Raw genomic sequence first — 19663 nt, 5'->3', positions numbered from 1 at the left:
TGCATAAGCTAGGCCTCAAAGCAGCACTTGATTAGTCCGGATTTAGGGGAATAATCGTCCCGCAAGCGGTCCAATCCCTCCTGACCCTCGGAAGGCAGTCCCATGACACACGACCTCAACGACACCTTGATCTTCGTCAAGGTGGTGGAACAAGGCAGCTTCATCGCTGCCGCCAACGCGCTTGGCCTGCCCAAGACCACCGTCAGCCGCAAGGTGCAGGAACTGGAAACCCGGCTGGGTGCACGCCTGTTGCACCGAACCACGCGCCGTATCGGATTGACCGAAGCCGGCTCGGTGTATCACGAGCATTGCCAACGTATTGCGCGCGAGCTGGAAGAAGCCGAAAGCGCGGTGGGGCAACTGCAGTCCGGCCCGCGCGGCTGGCTGCGTTTCACCGTGCCGTATTCGCTGGGCATCACCTGGATCGCGCCATTGCTGGGCGAATTCCATGCGCAATACCCGGAAATCCAGCTGGATATGCATCTGGGCAACGAGAAGCTGGATCTGATCGGCGGCGAAGCCGACCTGGCGCTGCGCGTCGGTGCGCTGCCCGATTCGAATTTGGTCGCACGCAAACTCGGCAGCCTGCGCACGCAGGTGTTCGCCAGCCCGTCCTACATCGAGCGCTATGGCGAGCCGTTGCATCCGGACGAGCTGCAATTTCATCGCACGCTGGCGCTGCGCAAGAACCGCAACGTGCACAACAACCGCTTTTTCTGGTCGCTCAGCGATGGCAGCGATGTGCGCGATTTCCCGGTCAATCCGCTGATGGTGGCCAACGACCCGGCCGCGCTCAACGGCGCAGTACTGTGCGGCGAAGGCTTGTTGCTGACCGGCGATGTGATGGCCAAGCCATTCGTGCAAACGGGTCTGGTGCGCCGCGTGCTGGCCGGGTGGACCGGGCCGGAGGTGGATTTCAATGCCGTGTTCGCCGGCGGTCGATTGGTGTCGCCGAAGGTGCGTGCATTCGTGGACTTTCTGGTGACGCGGATGAACTTCGATGCGGACTACATGATGGCGCAGTGCCCTGCCCGTCTGGCCGCGCAAAAAGCCGACAACGACGCGAAAGTCGAAGTGGGCGCAGAAGCGGAACTGCGCGCCGAGGGCAAGCGCATTCTGGAAAATGTCACGGCCTAAGACCGCTTCAGGCAGTCGCCCAATGGGGCAATCCTTCTCCCACTCGGGAGAAGGTGCCCAACGGGCGGTTTAGGGTACGTGTGCAAGCGATGGTTGAATGCCGGTGCGTGTTGCATCAAAGAGACGTAGCTCCAAGCTGTTGAGCAACACAGGTCCCGCAACTATCTAGATCAGAAGCTTGGTTAGTCGAGTGCGCGGTGTCCTCACCGCTCGCGGGACACGCCGTTAACCCGTCCATGGGGGCTCGGTGGCGGCATCCATGCCGCAAGCGGTGAGGACACCGCACCAGACAGTTGGCTGGTGGCTTTACTGAAAAACGAGGAGCGCGCAGCGGCTTGACGGTTGCTCGTTGAAAACCATGCACACCGACCATCTCGACTGGTCCTTGCCCGCTTACCGTCGCGGGACCTTGAGCGGCATGGATGCCGCGCCAGAGCTTACATGGACGTACTTGCAGCGTGTCCCGCGATGGTGGGCGGGCAAGGGCCCTGCAGCCCAGACGCAGATCAGCCGCTTTTGATCACCAGAAATGCAGCGCAAAAAAACAGGCCGCTTTCGCGGCCTGTTTTTCTATACATCGGGGCCAGTCAAATCGACCGACCCACGGTTCAATACATCAGCCTCAACGCATGCCGGTATTGCTGGCAGCGCCTTCTGCACGCAACGGGATCAGGCGGATCTCGACGCGACGGTTCTGTGCGCGGCCGGCATCGGTGCTGTTGTCGGCAATCGGATAACGCTTGCCGGCACCCATGGTTTCCATGCGCTCACGCTGCACGCCCTGCGCGGTCAGGTATTGCGCCACAGCACCGGCGCGCTCCTCGGACAAGCGTTGGTTTACCGCATCGCTGCCGACGCTATCGGTATGTCCGACCACTTCCACCATGGTCTGGTTGTATTCGCGCAACGTGGAGGCCACACCATTGAGCGCGGTGTAGAACTGCGGCTTCAATGCAGCCTTGCCGAAGTCGAAGGTGATGCCGTCCGGCAGGTTCAGGCTGATGTTGTCGCCCTGACGCTGCACTTCGATACCGGTGTTGGCGGTGCGCTCGCGCAGCGCGCGCTCCTGGCGGTCCTGATACTGGCCCACCGCCGCGCCGCTCAGTGCGCCGATGCCCGCGCCGACCATGGCGTGCTGACGACGCTCGGTGGCGCTATCACCGGTGAGCAGGCCTGCAGCCACACCGATGGCGGTGCCGATCAGCGCATTGCGCCCAGTCCGGTTCTGCTGTTGCGTCTGCTCGCCATATTGATCGCGCTGCACGTACGAGCCGCCGGTGGCGCAGGCGGACAGCGCAATGGCACTGGCCAAGGCAACGGCGAGACTCTTGGTGGCTGCTGGGGACATGGTGTTCTCCTATGACCGGACCATCCGGCACTCAATCGTGTGCATGAGGATAAACAGGCCAACGCGACTGGCGCATGATGAAAACGGACGCAATGCGCGTGCAGCGGGTGCACCATTCAGGAAAACGTTTTCGGCCTGCGCGCGTGCACATGTGCCATTCCGTCGGCCAATGTGCACCGCAAAATGCGCGCCTGTTCTGCGTTGCGTGCGACCGTTCCACCACTGCCTCGTGCGTAATCGAAGCAGGCACACGCGTATCGATCAGCAGCCACTATGCGCGCGATTTCGCATACGCGGCCAACGCCGCATCGCGCCCCTCGGCCAGACCAATGATCGGCGTGCGCGGGTACTCCGGTGCAAAGCGTGCCAGCGACAACGGATGCAACCACGGCGCAAAGCGTTCCCTTACTGCGAGCTTGCCGAGCTCGGGCACCCAACGCGTAATGTACGCCGCTTGCGGATCGAATCTTTCCGCCTGCGTCACCGGGTTGAACACGCGGAAATACGGCGCCGCATCGGCGCCGGTGCCGGCCACCCATTGCCAGCCCATGGTGTTGTTGGCCAGGTCCGCATCCAACAGCGTGTCCCAGAACCACCGCGCGCCTTCGATCCAGTGGATGCGCAAATGCTTGCACAACAAACTCGCCACGATCATGCGCACGCGGTTGTGCATCCAGCCGGTATGCCAGAGCTGACGCATGCCGGCATCGACGATCGGAATGCCGGTGCGGCCACGTTGCCACGCCTGCAGCGCGACCGGATCCACCGACGCCCAATCGAATCCTTCGAAGCGCGGATTGAGATTCTGGTTGGTGGTGTCCGGAAAGTGATGCAGCAAGTGATACGCAAAATCGCGCCAGCCCAACTGGCGGATATAACCGTCGATTTCCGCACCGTTACGCGCGTTGCGATGCGCTTCCAACGTACTAGCAATGCGCCACGGCGCTATCTCGCAGAAGTGCAGGTGCGGCGACAGCTGCGAGGTGCCAACGCGGTCGGGGCGGTCGCGGTTTTCACGATAGCCGTTGAGCGCACCGTCGATGAAGATCTCCAGCATTTCATGTGCGCCAGCTTCGCCAGGCTGCCAGTGCTCCCAGAAGCCCTGGTCCCAGTTCAAGCGCGGCACCAGCTGCAACGTGTCGAGTGCCTCTGTCGTCAACGTCGCGGGCAACGGCGGCAGGCTGCGCGGCGCCGCCATTGCGGCAGGCAATTGCAGCTGCGTCAACGCATTGCGCCAGAACGGCGTAAACACCTTGTACGGGCCGCCTTGCTGGGTGGACAACTGCCAAGGCTCGAACAGCAACGCAGCATTGCAGCTCTGCACTTCGATGCCGCGTTCGCGCAATGTACGTTTGATCTGCGCATCGCGCGGTTGCGTGGCCGGTTCGTATTTGCGGTTCCAGTACACCGCCACCGCGCCGGTCTGGGCGATCATCTCGTCCAGCACCTGTGCGCTATTGCCGGCGCGGATGACCAGGCCGCTGCCCAGCGCGCGCAACGCTACATCCAGCGCCGCCAGCGACCGATGCCGCCAGCTGCGCGATGCGGCACCAGGCGTCCACTCGCCTTCTTCGTGCGGCGCATCGATATACAGCGGAATCGGGTGATGCCCGGCATCCACTGCGGCGCGCAAGGCCGGGTTGTCTTGCAGACGCAGATCGCGACGGAACCAAACGATGGCGTATGACATGCGAACTCGGCAGCGACGGTAAGGCTGCGCAGCATAAGCCAGCAGATGCAACGATGGCGCGAGGCAGCGGCGTGCATTGGTGTAGCAAGGACCCCGCAGCAAACGCACAGCGTCGGTCAAGGGTGCGGTGCCCTCACCGCTCGCGGGACACGCCGTCAACCCGTCCATGAAGTGACCCCCGGAAGTTGGACACCCCGTCCAACTCCGAGGATTTCATGAATCGATATGATGCACGCTTCAAACTTCAGGTCGCCAAGGAGGCCTGCAAGACCTCAATCTCGCTCAAGGCGGTGGCCCGCAGTTATGGTCTGGATTTCTCTACGGTCAGGCGTTGGGCAGCGACCTACCGGCTACATGGTTGGCGCGGGTTTGACCGCAAGCCTCGGTCCTACGATGTCCCGTTCAAGCTGGAGGTTCTTGAAAAGATGCGCCAGGAGGGGATGTCTGCGCGCGAGGCCACGAGCTACTTCCAGATAGGCAGTGCCGGCGCGGTGGCACAGTGGCAACGGCTGTATGCTGACGGCGGCGCCCAAGCGTTAGCGCCACCTCCATTGCCGCCTCACAAACCGATGAAAAAGACCAGCTCGTCCAAGCCCGCCGAGGACATGAGCCGCGATGAGCTGCTCAAGGAAGTGGCCTACCTGCGTGCGGAGACGGCCTACCTAAAAAAACTCGATGCCTTGATCCAGCAAGAGCAGGCGGCGCAGCGTACAAAGCGCACGCCGTCCAAGGATTGAGGCAGACCCACGCACTGCCGCTTTTGCTCGAAGCGGCCGAGCTATCACGCAGCACGTTTTACTACCAGATGCATGCCCTGGCCCATCCCGATCAGGGCGAGGTCGCGCTGTGCGAGCGCATCCGCGCGATTTACGATGAACACCAAGGGCGCTATGGCTATCGCCGCATCACACTGGAATTGGCCAAACAGGGTGAGGCGATCAACCACAAGCGGGTGCAGCGTCTGATGGCCGCACTGGGCCTGCAATCGCGGGTACGCATCAAGCGCTACCGCGCATTCAAGGGCGCAGCCAATGTCATCGTGCCAAATATACTGGACCGCCAGTTTGAAGCCGCTATGCCTAACCAGAAGTGGGTGACCGATGTCACCGAGTTCAAGGTGCAGGGCATGAAGCTCTATCTTTCACCAATCATGGATCTGTACAACGGCGAAATTGTGGCTTACCAGATGAAACGCCGGCCGGTGTTGGACCTGGTAGGTCAGATGCTGGATCAGGCAATCAAGAAACTGTCACCCGACGCTCGGCCGATGATCCACTCTGACCAGGGATGGCACTACCAGCACGAAAATTACCGGCATAAGCTCGCAAACCATTCTCTGAAACAAAGCATGTCCCGACGCGGCAACTGCTTGGACAACGCGGCCATGGAGAGCTTCTTCGGGACGCTGAAGTCAGAATTTTTCTACCTCAACAGCTTTGACAGCATCGAACGCCTAGAAGCCGGGCTGGTGGAGTACATCAGGTACTACAACGAAGACCGGATCAAGTTGAAATTGAACGGCCTGAGCCCGGTAAAGTACCGGCAACAGGCCGAGCTAGCTGTCTGATCGCCCAACTGTCCAGCTTTTGGGGGTCACTTCACCATGGGGGCTCGGTGGCGGCATCCATGCCGCCAACGGTCCCGCAAGCGGCGAGGACACCGCACCAGACTTTATTGAAGAACGAAATCAGTGCATCACACAGGTTGCTGGCTGTTTTATTAAAAGCTCTGCGCAACGACCATCGCGACTGGTCCTTGCCCGCTCACCGTCGCGGGACCTTGAGCGGCATGGATGCCGCGCCAGAGCTTACAAGGACGTACTTGCAGCGTGTCCCGCGATGGTGGGCGGGCAAGGGCCCTGCAGCCAAACCGCAGATCATCCGCTCTGCACCCGACGCATCCGCGTCGTTCACTGCCTCTCTCTTCAAGGCAACCGAGAGCTGGAGCTTCAGCGCAGTCTGGAATTCCCAGGTCGCGCGGGTCGCGGGTGCGATGACTCCCCGCTTGCCAACGTAGCCACGTGCGAAACAGAGCCACACGCTGGCTGCACCCACTGCCTGGCAGCGAGCGCACCCGTTATGTAAACGACACCAAAAAACACTTATTCGAAACTGCCCACCGAATCGTGCGACAGATTGTCGAACCGCGTGTACTCACCGAAGAATTTCAGCTTGCACGACCCGGTCGGCCCACCGCGGTGCTTGCCGATGATGATCTCGGCCAGGCCCTTGTCCGGCGAATTTTCCTTGTTGTAGTAATCGTCGCGGTAGATGAAGACGATCATGTCCGCATCCTGCTCGATCGCGCCGGATTCGCGCAGATCGGCCATCACCGGGCGCTTGTCGGTACGTGTTTCCAGCGAGCGATTGAGCTGCGACAACGCAATCACCGGCACATTGAGTTCCTTGGCCAGACCCTTGAGGCCACGCGAAATTTCCGAAATTTCGGTCGCGCGGTTTTCGCTGTTGCCAGGCACCGACATCAGCTGCAGGTAGTCGATGACGATCAGGCCAAGATCGTGCTCGCGCTTGAGGCGGCGGCATTTGGAACGCAGCACTTCCGGCGACACACCCGGTGTGTCGTCGATGAAGATCTTGGTTTCCTTCAGCATCTTGATCGCGCCGGTCACGCGCGCCCAATCCTCGTCTTCCAGCGCACCGGTACGCAGCCGCTGCGCATTGATCCGGCCGTTGGAGGAGATCAGGCGCATCGCCAGCTGCGAGGCCGACATTTCCATCGAAAACACCGCCACGCCCTTCTTTGACTTGATCGCCGCGTATTCGGCGATATTCAACGCGAGCGTGGTCTTGCCCATCGCCGGACGTGCGGCAAGGATGATCAGATCGGTCGGCTGCAAGCCGGCGGTCATCGCATCGAAATCGGTGTAGCCGGTCGGCAGGCCGGTGATGTTGCCGCCGTTTTCGAAACGGTTGCGCAGCTCTTCGAAGGCGTCCTTCAAGGCGCCCGGCATCGCCACGAAATCGGTGCGCCCACGCGCGCCGGCTTCGGCGATCTTGAACACGGCTTTTTCGGCCGACGCCAGCAGCTCCACGCTCTCGCGGCCTTCCGGCTGGAAGCCGTCGTTGACGATGGTGGTGCCCACCTCGATCAGCTGCCGCAGCACCGCCTTGTCGCGCACGATTTCCGCATACGCTGCGATATTGGCCGCCGACGGCGTGGTGCTGGCCAGCTCGATCAGGTACGCGCCATCGCCCACCTGCTCCAGCTTGCCCTGCGACTCGAACCATTCGCCCAGGGTTACCGCATCGAACGGGCGGTCTTTCTCGTTCAATTCGCGGATGGCGCGGTAAATCAGCCGGTGATCGCGGCGGTAGAAGTCGTTTTCGGTGAGCTGGTCGTTGACCCGGTCGAACGCATCGGGCGCCAGCATCAGGCCGCCCAGCACGGCCTGTTCGGCCTCGACCGAGTGCGGCGGCACCCGCAACTGGTCCAGACGCGGCTCGGGACGATCGTAATCGTCGTCGTCGCGATCGCGATTGCGCTTGGAACGGAAACCAGGACGAGCGGACATGGACAAACAAACCTGACGCGGGGAGACGAGGGCAGGAAGCATAGTCATCGGTGCTGCCGACGACCATGCACAACTCTGTGGATAACTGGTGCATAGCCAGTGCACCAACGTTCTACGCGGCGCCCGTCGCACACTACGAGACCCCTGCGACAGCTAGGTTTCCGCCCGACTCCCAGGTACGCCTGAACGCAGCGCCAGGGCGCTGCGCGGCTGTGGTCAACTCAGTGCTTGAGGTGCCCGATCAGGCCCAGGAACGCGTCGATGAAGCCTTGCAGGAACTTGCGGCTGTCGGTATTGGCGATCTGATCGTCGGGCCCGAACAGGTCGTCCTTGTACTGCAGGAACACTTCCGGCTGGCCGAGCACGTGCATGTTCAGATACGCCAGCACGTTGCGCATATGCTGCTGCGCGGTGGCAGTGCCGATCGCGCCGACCGAGATGCCGACCACGGCCGCCGGCTTGCCGGAAAACGCACTGTCGCCATACGGACGCGAGCCGGTGTCGATGGCGTTCTTGAGCACGCCGGGGATCGAGCGGTTGTATTCGGGGGTCACGAACAGCACCGCATCGGCGGCACGGATCTGCTGCTTCAGGCGCGTGCCTTCGGCCGGGAAGTCGCCATCGCGGTCCTGGTTGTACAGCGGGATATCGCCGATCTCCAGGTAGTCGAAGACGGCCTTGTCGCCGGCCAGATGCTCCAGCGCGCGCGCCAGCTGACGGTTGTACGACTCGGCGCGCAGGCTGCCGACCAGCACGGCAATGGTGAGCTTGCTCATGGAAACACTCCTTGGAAAACAGGGCCCCACCCTACCCAGCCCGATGCTCAGGGCTGGTGAAACACCGCCCGGCACGGTCCGCGCAACCCGCCGATATGTGCGTGTGCGGCAGCATCTTGTCTGCAAGGCGCGGCGCTGATGCACCCTCTCCGGGCTGTGGCCCGAGCTGCAGCTTCAGGGGTGTAAGACGCGCAAGACGCAGCAACATCGCCCCGCCGCCTCGGCACGGCGGTTGCCGCGCTCACGCTCAGCGCGCGATGGCCGCACGCTGTTGCCGCCAGTGCGCCTGCCAGGCCTGGAACATCAGCACCGTCCACAGATGCGTATGCCATTTGCGCTCGCCGCCGTTGAAGTCGCGCCACAGGCCAGCCACGGTGTCGGCGGCGAACACGCCCTCGCGCTCCAGGGTGCCGTGCGCCAGCAGGTCGTCGGCCCAGCCGTGCAGATCGCCGCGCAACCAGGCGCTGACCGGCGCGCCGAAGCCGCGCTTGCCGCGGTACACCATCGCATCGGGCAGGTAGCGGCACAGCACGCGCTTGAGCAGATATTTGCTCACCCCATCGCGGTATTTGAGCGACAACGGCAACGACCAGGCGAATTCGGCCACGCGCCAGTCCAGCAACGGCGCACGCGCCTCCAGCCCCACCGCCATGGTGGTGCGATCCACCTTGCACAATAGATCGTCGGGCAGATACGCGGCGAAATCGGCCAGCATCATCGCGTCGGCCGGGGTGCCAGACCCATGCAACGGGTCGGCCAGACTGTAGAAACTGTCCGGCTCGGTGGCACCCAGCACCACCGCGGCCGGGTCGCGCCAGCGCGAGATGCGGTTGCGGTAGATGTCGCCGATGCCACGCGCGCCGGCTTCGGCCACCAGCGCGGCCAGCCCGCCAGTGCGCGAGGACTCGCCGTTGCTGCGCGCCGCCACCGCCATCAGCCGGCGCAGCGGGCCAGGCACCAGGCCATGCATGCGCCAGTTGCGCAGCGCGCGCTGGTAGCGGCCATAGCCGAAAAATAATTCGTCGCCGCCATCGCCGGACAGCGCCACCGTCACCCCGCCGCGCGCCAGCCGTGCGACCAGCGCGGTCGGCACCTGCGAGGCATCGGCGAAAGGTTCGTCGAACATGTCCGGCAGGCTCGGCACCACCGCCAGCGCATCGGCGCCGCTGACATACAGCTCGGTGTGGTCGGTGTGCAGATGCGTGGCCACTTCGCGCGCCAGCGGCGCTTCGTCGTGGTGCGAGCCTTCGAACCCGATACTGAAGGTGTGCACCGGCTGCGCGCTCTGCGCCTGCATCATCGCGGTGACGATCGACGAATCGGTGCCGCCAGACAGGAACACGCCCACCGGCACATCGGCCACCATGCGCAGCGCCACCGCATCGCGCAGCACCGTATCCAGTTGTTCTTCGGCCTGGAGGTCGCTGCCGGTGAACGGCGCGGCCAACGCGCGTTGCATCGCTTCGCGGGCGTTCCAGAACGGTTGCTGCGCCTGATCCGGGCGATGCGCGGCGGCGCCGGCCGCCACGGCCTGCGCATCCATACGCAGCACCCGGCCGGGCATCAACTTGAAGGTGCGTTCGTGGATGCAGGCTGGCGCTGGGATGTAGCCCAGCCGCAGCAGCAGCGTAAGCGCATCGCGATCCACGCCGTTGTCGAAATCCGGGTGCTGCCACAAGGCCTTGAGTTCGGAACCAAATACCAGCGTGTCGCCAGCCCACCCGTAGTACAGCGGTTTCTTGCCGACACGGTCGCGCGCCAGGAACAGGCAATTGTCGCGCTCATCCCACAGCGCAATGGCGAACATGCCGTTGCAGCGGGTCAAGGTGTCGTCCAGGCCCCACTCCACCACGGCCGCCAGCAGCACTTCGGTATCGGAGTGGCCGCGGAAGCGATGCCCGAGCGCAGATAGCGCTGCGCGCAGCTGCGCGAAGTTGTAGACCTCGCCGTTGTAGGCCAACACATAGCGGCCATCGGCCGAGCGCATCGGCTGATGGCCGAGCGGCGACAGATCCAGGATACTCAAGCGTTGATGTGCCAGCGCGACACCGGCCTGCGCGTCGCACCAGCTGCCGGCGTCGTCGGGGCCGCGATGACGCACGGCCGCGCCCATCGGCCGCACCAGTGCATCGAGCTGTTCGCCATGCAGACGCGGCGAAGCCAGCAATAGTCCTGCCAATCCACACATCGTCAGCGCTCCTGTCGGCCGGCAACGGCTAACCGCGCGTCGCCGACCAGCGCCACGCGCAGCGCGCGCGAACGCAAATTTGTAATTACCGCCGATGCCGACGCAGATCCCGACAGCAGAGCGAAGGCACGGGAACCCGCCGAGCACGCAGCGGCGCCGCCGGCAGCGCCGTGCCGATCGCGCGGCGCGTTCATGCCGCCACCGATGCAGCTGCAGGCATCGGCACGAAGCGCGGTAGCGCCTGGACGCGTTGCACCCATGCGGTGATCGCCGGCCAGCGTTCCAGATCGAAGCCGCCGTCTTCGGCGCAATGGGTGTAGGCAAACAGTGCGATATCGGCGATGCCGTAGTCGCCGCCGGTAAACCAGGCGTGCTGTTGCAGATGCTGCTCCATCACCGCCAGCGCCTGCTCGCCGCGCGCACGCAGCTGCGGCAACTCGGCCCGGCGCGCACCATCGCGCGGCGTCCACAGAATGATGAACCGCGCCACCGCCAGAGACGGCTCATGGCTGTATTGCTCGAAGAACATCCAGCTCAGCGCCTGCGCGCGCTGCCACGCATCGGTAGGCAGATACGGCGTGCCTTCGGCCAACCAGAACAGGATCGCGTTGGATTCGGTCAGTACGCGGCCGTCGTCGCGCTCCACTATCGGCACCTTGCCGTTCGGATTCTTGGCCAGGTAGTCGGGCGTACGGGTCTGCCCGGCCACGCTGTCCACTTCGACCCAGTGATAGCGGCTGCCCAGTTGCTCCAGCAGCAGGCGCACCTTGTAGCAGTTGCCGGAACTGGACATGCCATGGACGGTCAACGGGGGACGCACGGTCGACATCAAACTGGCTCCACGGCAACAACGAGGGGCTGGCAGTGTCACAGCCCCGCGTGCCTTTGCAAAGCCCTGCACGCAGCCGCGCCACCCCGACGCCACGCGTGCGTGCGCGACAGCCAGCGGGCCGCACCGGCGCTGCCGCGCCGAGTTGCCTCAGGCCAGTGCCACCACCGCCACCGGCACACTCAACGCAGCGATCAGCACGCCCAGTGCGGAGACCGTCAGCGCCCAGGCACCGAACGCGCGCGTGCGCGCGCAGCCGGTGGCAGCGGCCACTGCCTGCACCGAACACACCGACCACCACAGCGTTCCCAGCATCAGCAACAACACGTACATCGCCAGCTGCGCCATGCCGGCCGGATCGGTCGCGCCGGTGCGCAGCAATGCCACCTGGCCCTTGAGCGCGACCACGGCCGCCAACAGGCACACCAGCCACGGCAAGGCGCAGCCCGCCATGGCCGGCAACACGCGCACGAGCTGCGCGCCGCTGCCCATCCAGCGCAAGATCAGCTTGAGCAGCACGCAGCCCAGCACGGCGACCGCGGCCACCACGATGACGCCAGCGCCCCAGGCCCACCACGGCAGCGCATCCAGCCATACCCACGCCGACAGCAGTGTGGTCGCCGCGAACACGACCCAGGCGCTGGACCGCAGCCCGGCCTGCTCGGGCATCCGCGTCACCGTGGCATACGGGTCGAACATGATCCCGCCCAGCCCACCGCCACGCCACCACAGCAGGCACGCCAGCAGCAGCACCACCAAGGCGAGCGCACCGGCCAGCGGGTAGCTGAGCGCGCGCCAGTCGGTTGGCTGGGTACGCCGCTGCGTCTTCAGATCGTGGTTGAAATACAGCAGGTCGCGCGCGCGCTCCATATCGGCGGCGGCACGTGCCACGCCGTTGGCGGGAATGCGGTCGGTGAAGCGCTGCCATTCGCCCACGATGACCAACTGCCCGTCGCGCATCGCGATGCTGCGCGAGAAGCGGAACCATGGGTTGGCGATCCCCTGGGTGTCCGCTTCCACCTGCGTCGCCGGGTCGCTGTGCACGCGCACGGTTTGCCGCGCCAGTTGCGGGCCGGCCAGCGCCAGCGGCCCCTTGCGCGCCTCCTTCGGCAGCGCATCCATCCATTCGCCGAGCTGGAACAACGGAAAGCCCAGCTCATCGCCCTCCTCGGCCGGCCACTCCAGCCGGTAGGCTTCGTGCGTGCGCACATTCAAGGCATCGGCCGCGTCGATGCTCGGCACGCGCACCTGGGTCAGCGCGGTGTAGTACTGCCGCATGAATTCCAGATAGTGCTCGCCCACGGTCTGCGCGCCATCGTCGTCGAAGCTGCTGGCCACGCGGTCGCCGCGGCCCTGGCGATAGATGGTGTCCACCGTGAAGCTCGCCCAGCGCTGCGGCTTGCGCAGCGAAACGGTCACCTCTTCGTTCACTTCGATTTGCGGCAACGCGGGCATTGGCGCTGGCACGGCGACCAAGGCGTCCTGCCCTGCAATCACCGGCAAGCCGTGCACGAACGGCAACGGCCGGCGCTGCGCCAACGGACCCTCTTCGCGGTCGCGCGTGGCATCCACCCACACCTCGCCCTGCGGCAGATGCGCGCGCACCACCACATGATCGAACGCATACGGACTGGGCAGCCGCTTTTCCAGCCCATGGCCCTTGTCGCTGTTGACCAGCACCGGCTCGGCACGGATGCCGGCCAGTTGCAGCAGCGCGATCAGCAACGTCGCCTTGTCCTTGCAGTCGCCGTAGCGGTTACGCAGGGTCACTTCGGGCGCGTGCGGCGCGTGCGAATTTTCGCCCATGTACAGGCCGACGTAGCGGATTTCGCCCTGCACGAATGCCACTGCGCGCAGCAGCGCGCCTTGCGGGTCGTCGCGGCGCAACTGCAGGCTCTGCAGCATGCCGGCGGCCACCTGCGCGTCCTTGAACGAATTTGGATACAGCTGCGCCGCCCAGGCCGCCACCGCCCCCCAGCTGCCGGCGGTGGACACTTCGATCACGCCATAGGCGTCGACATCGTCCGGCGCATCCTTTTCTTCCTGCACCGCGGCGACGTTGCTGGCGCCGATGTTCAATAGCGTCACGCCATCGGCCCTGCTCACGGTGCGGCCGAAACCCGGCGCGCTGATGCGCCATTGCAGGGCCATCTCGGCGGGATAGCGCACACGCACCCGGCGCTCGCCCAAGGGCACGCCGTAGCGCGCCTCGAACACGTCGTAATAGCCTTTGCCGAACACCGGATTGCTGCCGCTGATGGTCACGCCATAGTCGACGCGGTCGCCCACGCGCAGATCCGGCAGGGTGATCGACAGCGTCAGCGCGCCATCGATCAAGCCGTTCTCCAGCCCGCTCTCGCGTCGCAATTTGGCGTAGTGCGCCTGAGTGCGCATGTCGATGCGCTTGCCACCGCGCCACACATCCAGGCGATTGAGTGCCAGCTGCTGGTATTGCGGTTGGTAGTCGATGGAAATCTGCCCGGCTTCCTCCAGGCTCTTGGCGCGCTGCACGGTGTAACTGAGCCGGCGGTAGGCCTGCGGCACGCGGCCGGTCAGATCGATCTGGTCGGACACCAGTTCATAGCGCAGCCCGGTGGCGCCTGGCACGTTGTCGGGCAACGCATCTGCCACTACCCAGCCCGGTGTCGGCAGCATGCGTGGCGCCTCGTTGGCCTGCGCTGGCGCGATTGCCACGCCGGCCAACGAACAAATACCGCAGAAGACGCCGCGCAGGCGTCGCATCACATCCTTGCTGATCGAACACCCACTCCTCGTCAAAACGCATTGAGTCCCGTCAGCGCACGCCCCACCACCAGCTGATGCACGGTTTCGGTGCCCTCGTAGGTGATCACCGATTCCAGGTTCAGCGCATGCCGGATCGCCACATGCTCGGTGGTGATGCCGGCCGCACCGAGCAGGTCGCGGCACTCGCGCGCCACATCCAGCGCCATGCGGCAATTATTCCATTTTGCCAGCGAGATCTGTTCCGGCCGCAGCGTACCGGCTTCCTTCAAGCGGCCGAGCTGCAACGCAAGCAGCTGCGCGGTGGAAATCCGCCGGGCCATGTCGGCCAGCTTGATCTGCGCGCTCTGGGTGGCCGCCAGTGGCCGGCCGAACAGGATGCGCTCGCCGGCATAGGCCAGCGCTTCGCGCAGGCACGCCACCGCCGCGCCGATCGCGCCCCAGGCGATGCCGTAACGCGCTTGATTGAGGCAGCCCAACGGCGCCTTCAAGCCGGCCGCGCTCGGTAGCCGCATCCGCTCCGGCACGAACACGTTGTCCAAAAACAGGCCCGAGGTGACCGAGGCGCGCAGGCTCATCTTGTGGGTGATGTCGTGCGCGCTGAAACCGGCGCTGCTGGTCTCGACCAGGAAACCGCACACGCCATCGTCGGTGTGCGCCCAGATGATCGCCAGCCCGGCGATGCTGCCGTTGGTGATCCACATCTTGGCCCCGTTCAAACGCCAGCCGTCGCCGTCACGCACTGCGCGGGTGGTCATCGCAGCCGGATCCGAACCGCCCTGCGCCTCGCTCAGGCCGAAACAGCCAACCACACGGCCTGCCGCCATCTCCGGCAGCCAGCGTTGCCGCTGTTCGTCGCTGCCATAGGCGTGGATGGGGTACATGCACAGCGAAGACTGCACGCTGACAAAGCTGCGCAGACCGCTGTCGCCGCGTTCCAGTTCCTGGCAGATCAATCCGTAGGACACCGCGCCCAGGCCCGCACCGCCATCGCGGACCGGCAAGCTGGCACCCAGCAAGCCCAGTTCCGCCAGTTCCGGAATCCACTCGCGCGGAAAGCGCCCGGCATCGAAGGCATCGCCAATCGCCGGCACCACCCGCGTGTCGGTAAAGCGCGCTACCGCGTCCTGCACTGCCCGCTCCTCATCGGTGAGTAGCGCGCGGACGTCGAACAGGTCATCGGGACGCACCGGCATGTTGGCTTCCACTCCAGGAGAAGCGGCGATTATCAGCCAGTTGCCGGCCGAACATGGCGGCCGACGTGTTCAACCCACGGGATTCACCGCTGGCGCCTGAAAACGAAAAGAGCCGGCAACGCCGGCTCTTTCCTGCTAACGCAGCAATCCGGGCGGATCGCTGCCAATGATTTACTGGCGCGTGCTGCCCGCATCCACGCGGACGCCCTGGTCACCGGCCGTCGACGCGGTCTGGGTCACCAGCTGACCGTCGACCACCGGCAGACGATCGCTGGCCGGCTTGTCGTTCATGCGCACGGTCTTCTCGAACCCGTCGTAGCGGTAAGTGACGTCATAGGCCACCACGTTGTCGGCGTCGCCCAGCGAAATACGCTCGCCCGGCTTGCTGTCCATGCGCATGGTGCCGGTGGTGCCGTCGGCATTGCGGTAGGTCACGTCGTAACCGACCACGCGCGACGAGCTCGAATTGGCATTTTCGGTGTGGCACTGGCGCTCGGTGCGATCGACCACGCGGCCACCGACATGATTGCGGTCGACGCGGTTACCGATCAGGCCGCCACCCACCGCACCTGCGGCAGTCGCCAGCTTGCGGCCGTTGCCGCCGCCCACCTGATTGCCGAGCAGGCCACCGATGACCGCACCTGCCACGGTGCCGCCGACGTTACCGTCGCGCTCGGGCAAACGTTCCTGCACCACTACGTCGCGGCACACTTCGCGCGGCGAGGAACTGGTGGTGGTTTCGCGGATGGCTGCGCTGTTGACCACCTGCGCGTACTGCGGCTCGCGCTGGGTGATCGGGGCAACCTTCACCACGTCGGCATATTCCAGACCACGTGGCGCCGGCTGGCCATTGGCCACGAAATCGCCGGACGATGGACGGTTATTCATAAAAGCGGCAGTAGCCACGCCTCCGACCAGCAAGGCACCCGCAGCGACCAGTATAGTTGTCGTATTGCTCTTCATGACCAGCTCCCTGCGGACGCACCGCGTTGTTGACGGCGGTGATTCCAGCACGGGAACCCTGAACGAAAACGCCCTCGCTCATGAACGCGGCGGTTAAGTTCAGCTAGCGGTTACTTCATGGATTTCTAACAGCCGGAGCATTCGCATGCGAAATCCCCTCACTGCACGTGCGCTGGATTGGGCCAGCAAGCTGCGCTATCCCACCTTGTTCAAACTGGCCGCCGCGCTGTTCCTGGTGGATCTGGTGACGCCTGACCCGATCCCGTTCCTGGACGAATTGCTGTTCGGCCTGACCACGCTGCTGCTGGCCAACTGGAAAACCCGCAAGGCGCCATTGCCCGCACCGGTGCGCCGCGACTGATGCAGTTGATCGACAGCCATTGCCATCTGGACGCAGGCGAATTCGAGCACGACCGCGCCACAGTGATCGCGCGCGCGCAGGCTGCCGGGGTCATGCAGCAGGTGGTGCCGGCGATCACTGCTGCCAGTTGGCCTGGTCTGCGCACGGTCTGCGCTCAGGCGCCCGGCCTCTACCCCGCCTACGGCCTGCACCCGCTGTTTCTGGACCAACACCGCCCGGCGCAGCTGGAGCTGCTGGCCAAGTGGATCGAACGCGAGCGGCCTTGCGCGATCGGCGAGTGCGGCCTGGATTTTTTCGTCGCTGGGCTGGATGCGCAGGCACAGCGCGACTATTTCGACGGCCAGCTGCAGTTGGCCAGGCACTTCGATCTGCCGCTGATCGTGCATGCGCGCCGCGCCACCGAGGAAGTCATCGCCCGCATCAAGGCGGTGGGGGGCCTGCGCGGTGTGGTGCACAGCTTTGCCGGCAGCCCCGAGCAGGCGCAGCAGTTGTGGAAACTGGATTTCATGATCGGCCTGGGTGGCCCGGTGACCTACCCGCGCGCCAATCGCCTGCGCGGGCTGGTGGCCCGCATGCCGCTGCAGCACCTGCTGCTGGAAACCGACGCGCCGGATCAACCCGACGCGAGCATTCGCGGCCAACGCAACGAGCCAGCGCAACTGCGCACGGTGCTGGACTGCATCGCCGAGCTGCGCGGCGAAGAGCCTGCGCATATCGCTGCGCAGACCACCGCTAATGCACGCAGCTTGTTTGGTCTACCGCACTGAGCGGAGCATGCGCGTCACTGCGGCCGCGTAGTCAGGCAAACCGCGCAATGCGCACGCGACATCACGACGCCGCAACCGCCTCGGCAGCCGGCGTCGCCGCAGCGGCCTTGGGCTTGAGCAACATTTCCAGCGCCTTGCCCACCGCCACGAACGCGAAGGTGCCGGTGATATGCGTGGCCGCGCCCAGCCCGGCCCCGCAATCCAGCTTGAGCGTGGCATCGGCATCGAGCTGCGGGCGGATGCCGCAGACGCTGCCATCGGCCTGCGGGTATTTGACGTTTTCCAGCGAATACACCGCCGGCACACCGAAATAGCGCTGCGGATTTTTCGGGAAATTGAATTCGCTGCGCAGCTTCTTGCGGATCAGCGCCAGCATCGCATCGTGTTCGGTACGCGAGACATCGCGCACCCGCACCAGGGTGGGATCGGTACGCCCACCCGCGGCGCCCACGGTCAGCAGCGGCAGCTTGCGCCGACGGCACCAGGCAATCGTTTCCACCTTGACGCGGAAGCTGTCGCAGGCGTCGATCACCAGATCGAAGCCCGCGCCGAGCAGCGTCTCGATGTTGCCGGCAGTCAGGAACGATTCCACCGCATCGGCGTCGATTTCGGGGTTGATCGCCACGCAGCGCTCGGCCATCGCACGCGCCTTGTTGCGCCCGTACTGCCCGGCCAGCGCCGGCAATTGCCGGTTGGTGTTGGACACGCACAGGTCGTCGGCATCGATCAGGCGGATATGCCCCACCCCGGTACGCGCCAGCGCCTCCACCACCCACGAGCCCACACCGCCCATCCCCACCACCGCCACGCGACACACCGACAGGCGCTCGACCGTGCCGACTCCGTACAGCCGGTCGATACCGGCAAAGCGTTCACGCCATTGTGCTTTCATCGTCCTATTTTACGCGCCCCGCCCAGGACGCGCCCACGCCGCCGCAACGAACGTTGCGTCCCAGGAGTCGCCCATGCATACCCCGCCTCCCACCCAATCCCGTGCGGCCCGCTATGCGTTCGTGCTGGTGCTGGGCGTGCTGATTGGCCTGGTTGCCACGGTCATGGTGGCGCGCGTGCTGCAGGCGCGGCGCGACCCGCTGCCGGACAGCCTGATGCAGGTCATGGCCTATCAATTGCGCGCGCTACGGCCGGACGCGGCGGCGGCCTGTGTGCCGGCGCAGCAACAGCGCCGGTTGCACGCGCTGCGCCTGCTGGCCGACGAGGTGGAGCCGGCCTTTCCCGGAATCGGCGAAGACCGTCGCTTCGGCGAGCATGCCCAGGCCCTGCGTGCCGTGCTGGATCAAGCGCGGCGTGCGCCGCCGACCGATTGCAAGGCGCTGGGCCAGCTCCACACCCGCATTTCCGAGGCCTGCGAGGCCTGTCACCGCGACTTCCGCTGAGGTTTGATGAATACGGCGCTCGGGTTTCGTTAAGCCTGCAGTGATCCAGTTGGCGGACCGTTCACCTGGACCATCACAGGATGACGTCGCCGCGGCCCCGACCGCCTTTCGAACCACCCCGGAGAGACCTCATGAAGACCCGACTGCTCGTCATTGGCCTGGCTGCAACCGCGACCCTGGTTGGCTGCGCCACCTCCCAGCCCCAGTACGGCAGCTATCGCGGCGACCGCGGTTACGACCAAGGGTATTCGCAGCAGACCCAGCGTTGTGTGGACTGCGGCATCGTGACCCGGATCGACGAAGTCGGCCCGACCCGTACTGCGCCCACCGGCACCGGCGCGGTGCTCGGCGGTATCGTCGGCGCTGTGGCCGGCCGTCAGATCTCCAAGGAAACCGGCGGCAGCAAGGGCAACAAAAACGTCTCGGCCGTGGCCGGCGCCGCTGCCGGCGCGTTGGCCGGCAACGCGATCCAGAACAATGTCACCAGCGACAGCTTCGATGTGCAGGTGCGCATGGACGACGGCCGCGTCATCGTGGTAAACCAGCGCGACCTGGCTGGCGTGCGCGAAAACGCGTACGTGCGCGTGGTCAACGGCAAGGTCGTGCTGCGCTGATCCAGCTGCATGCGCGGCGGTGCTGGCTCCATCGCGTGGCCTGCAGGCAGGGCACGCACACGGCGTTGGGTTTGGCCACTTACCAAGCTAGCGACGCGTGCGAGGTGGTAGCCAATCCACCGCTCG

At 65.0% G+C, this 19663-nt stretch carries 16 protein-coding genes; 6 read left to right on the top strand and 10 right to left on the bottom strand.

Annotated features, from left to right (window positions below; all coding sequences use genetic code 11):
* Nucleotides 1–102 precede the first annotated feature (102 nt).
* Nucleotides 103–1137, top strand: a complete 1035-nt coding sequence (locus M3O59_RS07455; RefSeq protein ID WP_047696769.1) for a LysR family transcriptional regulator — start codon at nt 103–105, stop codon at nt 1135–1137.
* Between the two features lie 622 nt (nt 1138–1759).
* On the opposite strand, the gene M3O59_RS07450 is transcribed toward M3O59_RS07455, so the two are convergent.
* Complete coding sequence (locus tag M3O59_RS07450; RefSeq protein WP_064634487.1) at nt 1760–2485, bottom strand: OmpA family protein; 726 nt, start codon at nt 2483–2485, stop codon at nt 1760–1762.
* Between the two features lie 271 nt (nt 2486–2756).
* Complete coding sequence (locus M3O59_RS07445) at nt 2757–4175, bottom strand: cryptochrome/photolyase family protein (protein WP_116907044.1); 1419 nt, start codon at nt 4173–4175, stop codon at nt 2757–2759.
* Between the two features lie 215 nt (nt 4176–4390).
* On the opposite strand from M3O59_RS07445, the gene M3O59_RS07440 reads away from it, so the two are divergent.
* Nucleotides 4391–5742 (top strand): IS3 family transposase gene (locus tag M3O59_RS07440; RefSeq protein ID WP_409350120.1). Its coding sequence is split into 2 segments (ribosomal slippage): nt 4391–4847 and nt 4847–5742, totalling 1353 coding nucleotides; the frame shifts between segments, so codons are not numbered across the junction.
* A 534-nt stretch (nt 5743–6276) separates the two neighbouring features.
* Here M3O59_RS07440 and M3O59_RS07435 read toward each other — a convergent pair.
* From M3O59_RS07435 to M3O59_RS07405, 7 genes are all read right to left on the bottom strand, one after another.
* Complete coding sequence (locus tag M3O59_RS07435; protein WP_064634471.1) at nt 6277–7707, bottom strand: replicative DNA helicase; 1431 nt, start codon at nt 7705–7707, stop codon at nt 6277–6279.
* Nucleotides 7708–7928: 221 nt separating this feature from the next.
* Nucleotides 7929–8483, bottom strand: a complete 555-nt coding sequence (locus tag M3O59_RS07430) for an NADPH-dependent FMN reductase (protein WP_116906437.1) — start codon at nt 8481–8483, stop codon at nt 7929–7931.
* A 247-nt stretch (nt 8484–8730) separates the two neighbouring features.
* Nucleotides 8731–10671, bottom strand: coding sequence for an asparagine synthase (glutamine-hydrolyzing) (asnB, locus tag M3O59_RS07425; RefSeq protein ID WP_116906438.1), 1941 nt, complete (start codon nt 10669–10671; stop codon nt 8731–8733).
* Between the two features lie 190 nt (nt 10672–10861).
* On the bottom strand, nt 10862–11500 hold the full coding sequence (locus M3O59_RS07420) for a glutathione S-transferase family protein (protein ID WP_147308541.1): 639 nt from the start codon (nt 11498–11500) through the stop codon (nt 10862–10864).
* A 150-nt stretch (nt 11501–11650) separates the two neighbouring features.
* A complete protein-coding gene (locus M3O59_RS07415) occupies nt 11651–14194 on the bottom strand; it encodes a DUF3857 domain-containing protein (protein ID WP_181920626.1) in 2544 nt (847 codons plus the stop codon).
* 80 nt (nt 14195–14274) lie between these two features.
* Nucleotides 14275–15450: an acyl-CoA dehydrogenase family protein gene (locus M3O59_RS07410; protein WP_181920623.1), complete on the bottom strand. Its 1176-nt coding sequence runs from the start codon at nt 15448–15450 to the stop codon at nt 14275–14277.
* A 159-nt stretch (nt 15451–15609) separates the two neighbouring features.
* Nucleotides 15610–16401: a glycine zipper 2TM domain-containing protein gene (locus tag M3O59_RS07405; protein ID WP_064634466.1), complete on the bottom strand. Its 792-nt coding sequence runs from the start codon at nt 16399–16401 to the stop codon at nt 15610–15612.
* A 145-nt stretch (nt 16402–16546) separates the two neighbouring features.
* Here M3O59_RS07405 and M3O59_RS07400 point away from each other — a divergent pair, with 145 nt between their 5' ends.
* Both M3O59_RS07400 and M3O59_RS07395 read left to right on the top strand, forming a co-directional pair.
* Nucleotides 16547–16762 (top strand): DUF6116 family protein, encoded by a 216-nt coding sequence (locus M3O59_RS07400; RefSeq protein ID WP_064634465.1) that lies wholly within the window; start codon nt 16547–16549, stop codon nt 16760–16762.
* Entirely contained in the window at nt 16762–17529 is a 768-nt protein-coding gene (locus M3O59_RS07395; protein ID WP_116906440.1) for a TatD family hydrolase, read from the top strand. The genes M3O59_RS07400 and M3O59_RS07395 overlap by 1 nt, the downstream gene beginning before the upstream one ends.
* 61 nt (nt 17530–17590) lie before the next feature.
* Here the strand turns inward: M3O59_RS07395 and M3O59_RS07390 are convergent, their stop codons facing one another.
* The gene (locus M3O59_RS07390; RefSeq protein WP_064634463.1) at nt 17591–18421 is read right to left on the bottom strand and encodes a tRNA threonylcarbamoyladenosine dehydratase; all 831 of its coding nucleotides are present in this window, start codon (nt 18419–18421) and stop codon (nt 17591–17593) included.
* Nucleotides 18422–18494: 73 nt separating this feature from the next.
* Between M3O59_RS07390 and M3O59_RS07385 the strand changes: the two genes are divergently transcribed.
* Together M3O59_RS07385 and M3O59_RS07380 are read left to right on the top strand one after the other, a co-directional pair.
* A complete protein-coding gene (locus tag M3O59_RS07385; RefSeq protein WP_116906441.1) occupies nt 18495–18923 on the top strand; it encodes a hypothetical protein in 429 nt (142 codons plus the stop codon).
* A gap of 131 nt (nt 18924–19054) precedes the next feature.
* Nucleotides 19055–19537, top strand: a complete 483-nt coding sequence (locus tag M3O59_RS07380; protein ID WP_064634461.1) for a glycine zipper 2TM domain-containing protein — start codon at nt 19055–19057, stop codon at nt 19535–19537.
* Nucleotides 19538–19663 lie beyond the last annotated feature (126 nt).

The organism is Xanthomonas nasturtii (assembly GCF_023337365.3).
Classification (GTDB): Bacteria; Pseudomonadota; Gammaproteobacteria; order Xanthomonadales; family Xanthomonadaceae; genus Xanthomonas; species Xanthomonas nasturtii.
Note: the sequence above shows the minus strand (reverse complement) of the source record. Positions and strands in the feature narration are given on the sequence as shown.